The following is a 1744-nucleotide window of genomic DNA, read 5'->3' as shown; positions in this document are numbered from 1 at the left end:
TCATCAGACAATCTGTGTGAACACTCACAGTCTGCTATCGTTCGGTTAAGGAGGTGATCCAACCGCAGGTTCCCCTACGGTTACCTTGTTACGACTTCACCCCAGTCATGAATCACAAAGTGGTAAGCGCCCTCCCGAAGGTTAAGCTACCTACTTCTTTTGCAACCCACTCCCATGGTGTGACGGGCGGTGTGTACAAGGCCCGGGAACGTATTCACCGTAGCATTCTGATCTACGATTACTAGCGATTCCGACTTCATGGAGTCGAGTTGCAGACTCCAATCCGGACTACGACAGACTTTATGAGTTCCGCTTGCTCTCGCGAGGTCGCTTCTCTTTGTATCTGCCATTGTAGCACGTGTGTAGCCCTACTCGTAAGGGCCATGATGACTTGACGTCATCCCCACCTTCCTCCGGTTTATCACCGGCAGTCTCCCCTGAGTTCCCACCATAACGTGCTGGCAACAAAGGATAAGGGTTGCGCTCGTTGCGGGACTTAACCCAACATTTCACAACACGAGCTGACGACAGCCATGCAGCACCTGTCTCAGCGTTCCCGAAGGCACACCTCTATCTCTAAAGGTTTCGCTGGATGTCAAGAGTAGGTAAGGTTCTTCGCGTTGCATCGAATTAAACCACATGCTCCACCGCTTGTGCGGGCCCCCGTCAATTCATTTGAGTTTTAATCTTGCGACCGTACTCCCCAGGCGGTCAACTTAACGCGTTAGCTCCGGAAGCCACGGCTCAAGGCCACAACCTCCAAGTTGACATCGTTTACGGCGTGGACTACCAGGGTATCTAATCCTGTTTGCTCCCCACGCTTTCGCACCTGAGCGTCAGTCTTCGTCCAGGGGGCCGCCTTCGCCACCGGTATTCCTCCACATCTCTACGCATTTCACCGCTACACGTGGAATTCTACCCCCCTCTACGAGACTCTAGCCAACCAGTCTTAGATGCCGTTCCCAGGTTAAGCCCGGGGCTTTCACATCTAACTTAATTGGCCGCCTGCGTGCGCTTTACGCCCAGTAATTCCGATTAACGCTTGCACCCTCCGTATTACCGCGGCTGCTGGCACGGAGTTAGCCGGTGCTTCTTCTGCGGGTAACGTCAATCGTAAAACGTATTCGGTTCTACGCCTTCCTCCCCGCTGAAAGTACTTTACAACCCGAAGGCCTTCTTCATACACGCGGCATGGCTGCATCAGGCTTGCGCCCATTGTGCAATATTCCCCACTGCTGCCTCCCGTAGGAGTCTGGGCCGTGTCTCAGTCCCAGTGTGGCTGGTCATCCTCTCAGACCAGCTAGGGATCGTCGCCTAGGTGAGCCATTACCCCACCTACTAGCTAATCCCATCTGGGTTCATCCGATAGCGTGAGGCCCGAAGGTCCCCCACTTTGCTCCTAAGAGGTTATGCGGTATTAGCCACCGTTTCCAGTGGTTATCCCCCTCTACCGGGCAGATCCCCAGACATTACTCACCCGTCCGCCGCTCGCCGGCAGGGAAGCAAGCTTCCCCCCGCTGCCGCTCGACTTGCATGTGTTAGGCCTGCCGCCAGCGTTCAATCTGAGCCATGATCAAACTCTTCAATTAAAAGTGTTTGATGCTCAAAGAATCGTTACTGTTAGTTCGTAATGAATTAACTGTTTCAGTCACTCTTCAAGACTTTAATCTTTTTTGCCTTTCGGCATGTCGATAGGGTCTTGCGAGTGCCCACACAGATTGTCTGATAAATTGTTAAAGAGCGG

Annotated in this window: 1 rRNA gene; it reads right to left on the bottom strand. The window is 53.2% G+C overall.

The features are described from left to right. Positions 1-46: 46 nt before the first annotated feature. Positions 47-1589: ribosomal RNA gene (locus tag Xinn_RS20645) — 16S ribosomal RNA — on the bottom strand. Positions 1590-1744: the final 155 nt, after the last annotated feature.

The organism is Xenorhabdus innexi, from assembly GCF_002632485.1.
Taxonomy (GTDB): domain Bacteria; phylum Pseudomonadota; class Gammaproteobacteria; order Enterobacterales; family Enterobacteriaceae; genus Xenorhabdus; species Xenorhabdus innexi.
Note: the sequence above shows the minus strand (reverse complement) of the source record. Positions and strands in the feature narration are given on the sequence as shown.